General features: G+C 61.7%; 9 protein-coding genes. 4 read left to right on the top strand and 5 right to left on the bottom strand.

Features of this window, described 5'->3' with window-relative positions:
• The first annotated feature begins 141 nt into the window (after window positions 1-141).
• Window positions 142-699, top strand: a complete 558-nt coding sequence (locus AB1I47_RS32795) for an RrF2 family transcriptional regulator (protein WP_354687819.1) — start codon at window positions 142-144, stop codon at window positions 697-699.
• 88 nt (window positions 700-787) lie between these two features.
• On the opposite strand, the gene AB1I47_RS32790 is transcribed toward AB1I47_RS32795, so the two are convergent.
• Window positions 788-1,999 (bottom strand): NAD(P)/FAD-dependent oxidoreductase, encoded by a 1,212-nt coding sequence (locus AB1I47_RS32790; protein ID WP_354687818.1) that lies wholly within the window; start codon window positions 1,997-1,999, stop codon window positions 788-790.
• Between the two features lie 271 nt (window positions 2,000-2,270).
• Between AB1I47_RS32790 and AB1I47_RS32785 the strand changes: the two genes are divergently transcribed.
• Window positions 2,271-2,696, top strand: coding sequence for a cupin domain-containing protein (locus tag AB1I47_RS32785; RefSeq protein WP_354687817.1), 426 nt, complete (start codon window positions 2,271-2,273; stop codon window positions 2,694-2,696).
• Window positions 2,693-3,136, top strand: a complete 444-nt coding sequence (locus AB1I47_RS32780) for a carboxymuconolactone decarboxylase family protein (RefSeq protein ID WP_354687816.1) — start codon at window positions 2,693-2,695, stop codon at window positions 3,134-3,136. The genes AB1I47_RS32785 and AB1I47_RS32780 overlap by 4 nt, the downstream gene beginning before the upstream one ends.
• A gap of 250 nt (window positions 3,137-3,386) precedes the next feature.
• On the opposite strand, the gene AB1I47_RS32775 is transcribed toward AB1I47_RS32780, so the two are convergent.
• The 3 genes from AB1I47_RS32775 to AB1I47_RS32765 form a co-directional block, all read right to left on the bottom strand.
• Window positions 3,387-4,139 carry an ABC transporter substrate-binding protein gene (locus AB1I47_RS32775; protein WP_354687815.1) on the bottom strand — a complete coding sequence of 251 codons (753 nt, stop codon included), beginning with the start codon at window positions 4,137-4,139 and terminating at the stop codon, window positions 3,387-3,389.
• Between the two features lie 68 nt (window positions 4,140-4,207).
• Window positions 4,208-5,260 carry an Ldh family oxidoreductase gene (locus tag AB1I47_RS32770; protein ID WP_354687814.1) on the bottom strand — a complete coding sequence of 351 codons (1,053 nt, stop codon included), beginning with the start codon at window positions 5,258-5,260 and terminating at the stop codon, window positions 4,208-4,210.
• A 67-nt stretch (window positions 5,261-5,327) separates the two neighbouring features.
• Window positions 5,328-6,254 carry a Bug family tripartite tricarboxylate transporter substrate binding protein gene (locus AB1I47_RS32765; protein ID WP_407935951.1) on the bottom strand — a complete coding sequence of 309 codons (927 nt, stop codon included), beginning with the start codon at window positions 6,252-6,254 and terminating at the stop codon, window positions 5,328-5,330.
• Between the two features lie 303 nt (window positions 6,255-6,557).
• Here AB1I47_RS32765 and AB1I47_RS32760 point away from each other — a divergent pair, with 303 nt between their 5' ends.
• A complete protein-coding gene (locus AB1I47_RS32760) occupies window positions 6,558-7,484 on the top strand; it encodes a LysR family transcriptional regulator (RefSeq protein ID WP_354687812.1) in 927 nt (308 codons plus the stop codon).
• Between the two features lie 424 nt (window positions 7,485-7,908).
• On the opposite strand, the gene AB1I47_RS32755 is transcribed toward AB1I47_RS32760, so the two are convergent.
• A complete protein-coding gene (locus tag AB1I47_RS32755) occupies window positions 7,909-8,211 on the bottom strand; it encodes a DUF1330 domain-containing protein (RefSeq protein ID WP_354687811.1) in 303 nt (100 codons plus the stop codon).
• Between the last annotated feature and the right edge of the window lie 249 nt (window positions 8,212-8,460).

Here is an 8,460-nt window from a genome sequence, read left to right as displayed (position 1 = left end):
CCCCTCACCCTTCGTCCGCACCCTCAGATGTGAATAAGACACCGGGGGAAGTAAGGGGGCGGGATAGTGAGTAAGCGTGCTTGCGGTAGAGTCCAGAGTTGTATACGCTATCTACTACGATCAAACCAGTCCGAGTTAACAATGTCCTTCATCAGTACAGGCGTCGAATATGGCCTCCACTGCCTGCTCTACCTGACGCGCTCCCAGGCTGCGGTGGAGGAAGCGAGTGTCCGCGACCTGGCTGAGCTCCAGGGCATTCCAAGCGAGTTCCTGGCCAAGCTGTTCACCAAGCTGGCCAAGGCCGAGTTGGTGGTGGCCACGGAAGGCATCAAGGGTGGATTCCGGCTCGCACGGCCCGCGAACCGCATCACCGTCCACGACGTGGTGGTCGCCATCGATGGTGACAAGCCGCTGTTCGACTGCCGCGAGGTCCGTAGCCGCTGCGCCGTCTTCGAAGATGAAGCGCCGGCATGGGCGACGCGTGGCGTTTGCTCGATAGATGCGGTCATGCAGGCGGCGGAGAAAGCCATGCGTGCGGAGTTGAAGCAGCACACCCTGGCCGACCTTGCCCAGCGCACCATCGACAAGGCACCCGCCAGCTACGGCGTACACGTGGTCAGATGGTTGTCGGATCGGGCGGCCCACCGGCGCGGCGACAAGCCGGAACCCAGCCGCGCGAAGACAAAGAAGAGCGCCTGAGGGTATTCGGTCTCATCTCCTGTTACTGCGCAGAAGAAATGCAAAGAGGGCGATCCGGTGGATCGCCCTCTTTCCTTCCTGCCCGCTGTCAGGCAACAACGACCAGGCTTGGGTCAGCCATCGCAAGCGCTTCTGCACGGTCCGCTCTCGGCGGATAGATCCACTCGGTATTGATCTGCGTCTTCAGCGCCTTGGCAACGCCCCCCGTCATCGTCACCTGCCGGTCCCAACCTTCCGTGTACACGGCGCCCCACTGCCCCAGATCCAGGCACGTCACGTACTTCGGTTGGCTATAAGGCATCGGCGCCTCGCCCACCAGGTCTGCCGCCACATTGTGTCCGGCCGATCGGCCAAGACTGATGGCGTGCTGGCAAGACATCATCGCGAAGTTCCCTTCGTCATCGGTCGCGGCATAGGCGCAATCGCCAGTGGCGAACACCGCGTCGACCCCCTTGACCTTCAGGTTGCGATCCACATGCAGCCGGCCAAAATGATCCCGCTCAGCCGGGATCTGTGCGGTGAGCGCGCTGGCGCGGGCGCCGGCCGTCCAGATCACAGTGTCCGCTTCGATGCGTTCACCGCTCTCGAGCGTGACGCCTTTCGCATCGACGGCCGCAACACCTGAGCCGAGCTTCCATGTCACGCCCAGTTCAGTCAGCGCCTGCGTGATGACTGGCCGAGGACCCTCACCCAGGTCTGGGCCAATCGCGGCATTGCGCTCCACCATGATCACGTTCACGGCGGCCTCCTCACCAAGGACTTCGCGCAAGCGCGTCGGCATTTCCGCAGCGGTCTCGATACCGGTAAAGCCGGCACCGGCCACCACCACCGTATTGCGTCCGGCGCTTTCCGGACGGGCGGCCAGCCCATGGAGATGCGCTTCAAGTAGCGCAGCGTCGGCGACCTGGTCGACATTGAACGCGTGCTGCTCCAGCCCCGGAATCTGCGGACGGAACAGCCGGCTTCCCGCAGCCAGCACCAGACGGTCATAGCTGATGCGCTGGCGCGACGTATCCGCGCCAACGCCGGCAACGCTCACCTCCCGGTTTGCAACATCGATGTGCTCGACCCTGCCTTGGATGAACCGGACGCCAACGGCCTTGAAGATCTCTTGCAACGGCGCCTTCATCCCGTTCGGATTCTGTTCGTAGAGGCGAGGACGGACGTGAAGCTCTGGCTCCGGTGCGACAAGGGCGATTTCCACGTCGGTGCGGCCGACCTGGTCAAGCAGACGGGCCGAAGCCAGTGCGCTCCACATGCCGGCGAAGCCGGCGCCGATGACAAGAATACGTTTGGACATCTTTCATGCTCCTGAATCAAACCTGGGTTTCGTAAGGGGGCCAACTGTGCTGCGTGGCGCGCACGATCGATTCGGCAAGCGCCTGCTCTCCGCCCTTAACTACGATCATAGTAGTCGTAGTTGTGCTGCGCAAGATTTTTTTGCAAGCGCTTGACCGCCGCCATGCGCGCCGGGCTTGCACTCCGCTGCGCTATCCACTATCTTTACTACGACTAATACAGTCGTAGTTAACACCCGAACTGCCATCCCAAGTCCAACCAAGGAGATAGAGATGAAACCGCAACGCCTTCTTCTGCCACTCGTGGCCGCAACCGCCATGGCACTTTGTGGCGCCGCAGCCGCGCATGGAACCGGTGACACGGTGAAGGAGAATTTCTCCCGATCCATCACCAACATTCCGGGGAAGTCGCTCATCGCACTGGAGGTGCGCTATCCGCCGGGTGGCGCCTCCGCCCCGCATTACCACGCCAGGTCAGCATTCATCTATGCCTATGTCGTCTCGGGCAGCATTGCGAGCAAGGTCGGCGACGGGCCGGAACGCATCTACAAGGCCGGAGAGAGCTTCTACGAGGAACCAGGATCGCACCATCCCGTCAGTCGCAACGCGAGCAAGTCAAAGCCCGCCAAGCTTCTGGCCGTGTTTGTGGTGGATAGCGACGACAAGGAACTGACGACTTTCGAAGGGAGCAAGAAATGAGGCTGGACTATACAAAAGCGTCCCCCGGCGGCGTAAAGGCATTCGGCAACGTCTACGGCTACATCATGCAGTCAGGGCTGGATGCCGTTCTGGTGGAACTGGTCTATCTGCGCGTAAGCCAGATCAATGGCTGCGCGTACTGCCTGGACATGCACACGCGCGACCTGGTGAAGAAAGGCGTGTCAGTCGGCAAGCTCGCGCTCGTGCAGGTCTGGCATGAAGCCGGCGCGCGCTTCAGTGAACGCGAACAGGCAGCGCTTGCCTGGGCTGAATCTGTGACGCGCGTTTCCGATACGCACGTTCCTGATGACGCATTCCACGCTGCCGCGGCGGTCTTCAGTGAAAAGGAGCTTGCTGACCTGACGATGGCGATCAGCCTGATGAATGCGTTCAACCGGCTCGCGATCAGCTTCCGACGGCCGCCAGAAGTTCAGGAGTGAGGCGAGGACTGGAATGGATGAAAAACCGATTCACCCTGTGCCTGCTTGCCACGGCAGGCCTTATCGCCGCTACGCCGGTGCGCACAAGGCCAGTGGCCAAACAAGACGATCCGCTTTGTCGTGCCGTTTGCCGCGGGCGGCGCCAATTGGCAGGTAAGGGAAGGTTTTCTCCCTTCCCTTGCCTGCGGAAATGCCCTGATGCGACATTGACGGGGCACGCCGGCAGGTCGTGCTGCACAGCAAGCGTTCCCTACCGCGCAGGTGCCACCGACGCGCCCTCAATACCGTGCCGCTTCAAGGCCGAGGCAACAAAGCCGCTAGCCTTCATATCTTCCGCAAATTGAGTCAGCACGGTAACGGCAGCATGGCTGCGCGCCCTGGGCAGTCCCATCGCCTGCTCGATAACCATGAAACGTCCTGGCAGCAGCCTCAGCCCACGCACGCGTGCGGCGTCAGCCTCCAGTTGTTGCCTGACGCCGGCCGCGACGTCCAGGTCCTGCTCGATGAAAACGTCCACTACCGTGGGAGAAGTCGGGGCCCGCACGATCTCGGCGTGCCTGAGTTCGCGCGTCAGGAAAAGGTCGTACGCACTTCCCTTGCCGACCGTGACGCGTCGGCCGGGCCGATCGACTTCGTCGTTTGCCCGAATGGCAGAGCCCTCGCGTACCAGGTATGCCCCTTCGATGAGCACGTAGGGAGCGGTAAAGGCAATGCCGGCGCCTCGCACCGGATCGATGGCGAAGAAGCCGAAGTCCGCCTGCTCGTTCGTCACCGCATCAACGGATTTGCCGGCGGAGTCGAACACGGTCAGTTCAACCTCCAGCCCTAGCCGGCGCGCGAACTCGCGTGCCAGATCGATCGAGACACCAAAGGGTTGTCCGTCGGCGTCCAGGTTGGCGAGGATAGGATTGCCGACGTTGATCGACGCCCGCAGCACGCCGTTTGGCGCCAGCTCGGAAACAACGTGAGGGCTGGTCGTGGCAATGAAATCTGAAGAAGTCATGGTCGATGGCTGGTAGTTCCAGACACAGTATGTAGCGCGCTGCCTGGCCGCAACGCGGCCAGGCTCCCTCAGGCCGCAAGTCTTGCGGCGTGATGCTTCAGCAGTGACAAGACGGATGCGTCGATCGTCATGCCGTGTTCTCGCTGTCGCGCCATGTTGGACAATTCAATCTCACCGGGAACGATCACGGGCTTGCCTTCCTCTGCGGCAGGACAGCCGTGCAGGATGGCCGCGAAATCCTTCATGCGATCGGCGAGCCATCTGGCGGAGCCGAGCCGACGGGTGTCGATCAGGATAAAGAAGTGCCCCAGGTTCTGCGGCTCGTCCGGCGCGTCGACCCAGGATTTCACGTGGGTCAGGTAAGCCGCATCGGACAGCAAGCCGGCGAACAAGTCCACCACGAGCGCGAGGCCATAGCCTTTGTGACCGCCTATTGGGAGCAGGAAACCATCGAGCGCGGCGGCCGGGTCGGTGGTCTTGCGTCCATGCTTGTCCGTTGCCCAGGTATCCGGGATCGGCGCTCCCGCCTTGAGCGCATTGCGGATCTTAGCGCGTGCGACGACGCTCATGGCCATGTCGAGCATGAAGTGGGCGCCGTCGTGACCGGGCACGCCAAAGCCCAGCGGACTGTTGCCAAGACGAGCGTCACTGCCGCCCCAAGGCGCGATGGTCGTGGTGGCATTGCTCCCGATCATGCTTGCAAAGCCTGCCTCCGCAGCGATATGGCAGTAGGGCGAAACAGGACCGAAATGATTGCTGCCCCGCACCAGCGCCATCCCGATGCCGCATTCCCCGGCCACTTCCATCGCGGCCCTCAGGCCCTTCATGCCGACCAATGGGCCAACGCCGTTGCCCCCGTCCACCTTGACGAGCGCGCTGGCAACACGTTCGACCTTGATCGCGGGCCGTGCGGCAATGCCGGCAACGTCGAGACGTTCGCCGTAAGACTCGATCCGACTCAGGCCGTGGGTGGAAAGGCCAAAAAGGTCGGCCATCACAAGGAGGTTGACGACTTCATCAGCATCGGCGGGGGTCAGCCCCAACCCCTGGAACGCCTGGCTGCCAAGGTCGCGAAGCGCCGCCTCCGGCAAGGTTGTGCGGCTGTCCGTATGTCCATTCATAGAGGTTACTCAATTGTGTTGGTACAGCGGGAGATCGTTGAAACAAGGAGGAACTGGTGCCGGATGCCTAGTTGGCCTTGACGTTGGCGCTGCGAACCACAGCACCCCAGCGATTCCGTTCGGTCCGGATAAATCGGGCAAATTCCTCGGGGCCTTGCCCCATCGGGGTGCTGGAATCTTCGGCCAGCCGATGGCGTACCGCGGGGCTGTTCAGCGCCTTCACGGCTTCAGCATGCAAGCGCTCGACGACGACAGTCGGCGTCCTGGCCGGAACCAGCAGTCCGAACCACTGGGAGCTCTCAAAGCCGGGATAGCCCTGCTCCGCCACGGTAGGCACATCCGGGATAGCAGGAAGGCGCTGGCCTGCTCCTATGGCCAGGATGCGTAACCGGCCCGCTTTCACGTGCGGAAGAAATCCGGGAAGTCCCGCCGCGGCAGCATCGATATTGCCGGCCAGCAGATCGGTCATTTGCGCACCAGTTCCCTTGTAAGGGACATGCAGCAGATCGGCGTGCACCGTGACTTTCAGCATTTCGAAGGCGAGGTGCCCCGCGCTTCCGTTGCCGGCAGAGCCATAGGTCAATTTGCCTGGCTTTGCCTTTGCGAGCGAAACGAAGTCGGCTAAAGACCTGGCATTGACGCCAGGGCCGACCGCAAAGACCATGGGCACCTTGGCCAACAGCGTCACGGGAGCGTAGTCCTTCTCCGGATCGTAGGGCAGCCGGGGCATCATCGCCGGATTGACCGCCAGGGTGCCGACGTGTCCCAGCACCATGGTGTAGCCATCCGGCGTCGCGCGCGCTGCGTCTTGCATGGCGACAATGCCCTGGCCGCCGCCCTTGTTATCCACGATGACTTGTTGCCCCAGGTTCCTGGACATTTCCGCTGCGATGGAGCGCGCGATGACATCGGAACTGCCTCCGGGCCCATACGGCACGATCAGCCGAATCGGCTTGACCGGCGTCCATGGCTGGGCCTGCGCCTGCATCGGCATTCCGATGCAGGCCGTCGCGACGGAGAACGCCAACAGCACCCCACGGCGTCGCCGTTCACGACGCGCGGTGGAATGTGGAGGCGCAAGATCAGGCGCCGGGGTCGTATCGGTTTCTTCGGAATTCATATCGGCTCTACTGTCGAGATGGCATTTCGTGAGCAAGCCAGGATGCACATCGCTCCGAGGTTGTCTCCACCCCTCGCAAGCTGGCCTCCGCTCCTGGCAACGTTTGGTGAGGCCATGATCTATGCCCGCCATTTCCGTGTAAAGTGCAAAGATTCGAAGGATTCTTGCGTTCAACACATGAATTTCGACCTTGCCGATTTACGTGCGTTTCTTGCCGTTGCCGACCTCGGGAGCTTCCGCGCCGCTTCCGAAGTACTCTTCCTCTCGCAATCAGCCCTGTCACGGCGTGTTGACAAGCTGGAGGAAGCGCTTGGCGTGGAGCTGTTTGTACGCACGACCCGGAAGGTCGAGTTGACCGCCGTCGGACGTGCATTCATCTCCAAGGCGCGCAATGTCCTGAACGACCTGGAAGAAGCGATGCTCGGCATCCGCGATGTCGCCGAGAGGCTGTCCGGCGAGGTCACGTTTGCGTGTGTTCCATCGGCGGTAGGGTACTTCCTGCCGTCCGTCGTGGCGGAATTCCATCGGCGCTATCCGCTGATCCGGCTGCGCGTGATGGATGAGTCTTCAGCGGACGTCTTGCTTGCGGTGACTCGCGGCAATGCCGACTTTGGCCTGACCTACATCGGGACCCAGGAGGCCGACATCGAATTCAAAGCGCTGATGGAGGAGCCGTTCGTCGTCGCATGCCAGGTCGACCATCCCCTTGCGGGCAGAAAGACGCTGAACTGGTCGGACCTCGGTCAATACGACTACATCACGCTCGCGCAAGGCAGCGGCAATCGCTTTCTCATCGATCAGGCGCTGGCGCGCGTACCGTCCAAGCCGCGCTGGTTCTGTGAAGTCCACCACGTGCCTGCGCTTGTCAGTCTGGTGCAGGCTGGTTTGGGAATCGGTGTGGTGCCGCGGATGGCGCTACCGCCGGAAGGCCACAAGGCATTGACGGCGATCCCCCTTACGGAGCCTCGGGTGACCCGCACGCTTGGCCTCATATCCCGGCGAGGCCGCGCGCTGCCGCCGGCGGCGAAGCTGCTCTACGATCTGCTGGTTGCGGCAAAAGGCGCCGGGGGCAAGGCAACATCCGTACGCCGCCGGAAAACCTGATCTGGTCATCCAGCAAGCTCACACTCGAGAAGATTGACTTTGGCACCCTGGCGGAATTGGAGAGTCCGCTAATACCAGGCATAGGTGGAATAGGTACTACGGCCGTTGCCATTGAGCACCGTAAAAAGAAGCCCCCGGGGTCCGGGGGGTTCCTCGGGGGCCCGTAAATGCGGGGCCAGACAGCCGTCCCCGCATATGCAATGCTGGACGATGGGTACTGAATCGACATCCGCCAGAGTGTCTACACCGCGGCACATTAAAGGGTGTTTCAATGCTGAACTTGCAACCAGCCGGGTTGATTCTTGGCAGAATCGTTGCGCCGGTTGGTGACGGAATTCGCATGGGCCGACGCTGTCGCTTCAGCGGAAAAGCTTGTACCGGCGCAGCGTTGCTCCAGCCCGCGACAACAACAACGCACGACTTTCTATGCGGTGACAGCCGCAACGCCTTCCAGCGCAATCATCCTTGTCTTCGCACATTGCTTGCGGATCGTCTTGAGACGGGCGTACTCCGGCGAGTCATACCAGGCCAGCAAAGACTCCATGTCCGGGAACTCGACGATAACGAGACGATGCGGCTGCCAGTCGCCTTCGAGAACTTTCGTTGGACCGCCACGGCCCAGATATTTCCCACCATAGCGCGCTTCGGTGGCAGGGACTTCTCGTTTGTACTCTTCGAAAGCGGCGGGGTCCGTTATATCGACATCGGCGATCAGGTATGCAGCCATGGCGCGCTCCTTTCCAGGCGGTAGTCCTATCGCTGGATTGTAGGTGCCAGGGAAGCCAATCCGGATGCGAAGCCTCCGCACTACCGAAGTGGTGAACGAACCGAGGAAGATGACCGCTGCCTGTCAGGCACAGCCTTGGTTAATCTCCTGGTTAGTCGTATTGCGCAAGCATCGAGAAAAACCGATCTCAGGCCAATCCCCGCACTTCTACGTCCGCCTTTCAGGCAGTTCCTATCCCGATACCCGAAC

Origin of the sequence: Cupriavidus necator (assembly GCF_040578825.1) — a bacterium.
Taxonomy (GTDB): domain Bacteria; phylum Pseudomonadota; class Gammaproteobacteria; order Burkholderiales; family Burkholderiaceae; genus Cupriavidus; species Cupriavidus necator_E.
Note: the sequence above shows the minus strand (reverse complement) of the source record. Positions and strands in the feature narration are given on the sequence as shown.

What these genes read in the sequence shown, in the direction of transcription:
- AB1I47_RS32770 (WP_354687814.1), bottom strand. Translation starts at nt 5,260, where the DNA reads ATGAATGGACATACGGACAGCCGCACAACCTTGCCGGAGGCGGCGCTT.
- AB1I47_RS32775 (WP_354687815.1), bottom strand. Translation starts at nt 4,139, where the DNA reads ATGACTTCTTCAGATTTCATTGCCACGACCAGCCCTCACGTTGTTTCC.
- AB1I47_RS32795 (WP_354687819.1), top strand. Translation starts at nt 142, where the DNA reads ATGTCCTTCATCAGTACAGGCGTCGAATATGGCCTCCACTGCCTGCTC.
- AB1I47_RS32790 (WP_354687818.1), bottom strand. Translation starts at nt 1,999, where the DNA reads ATGTCCAAACGTATTCTTGTCATCGGCGCCGGCTTCGCCGGCATGTGG.
- AB1I47_RS32760 (WP_354687812.1), top strand. Translation starts at nt 6,558, where the DNA reads ATGAATTTCGACCTTGCCGATTTACGTGCGTTTCTTGCCGTTGCCGAC.
- AB1I47_RS32755 (WP_354687811.1), bottom strand. Translation starts at nt 8,211, where the DNA reads ATGGCTGCATACCTGATCGCCGATGTCGATATAACGGACCCCGCCGCT.
- AB1I47_RS32780 (WP_354687816.1), top strand. Translation starts at nt 2,693, where the DNA reads ATGAGGCTGGACTATACAAAAGCGTCCCCCGGCGGCGTAAAGGCATTC.
- AB1I47_RS32765 (WP_407935951.1), bottom strand. Translation starts at nt 6,254, where the DNA reads ATGCCGATGCAGGCGCAGGCCCAGCCATGGACGCCGGTCAAGCCGATT.
- AB1I47_RS32785 (WP_354687817.1), top strand. Translation starts at nt 2,271, where the DNA reads ATGAAACCGCAACGCCTTCTTCTGCCACTCGTGGCCGCAACCGCCATG.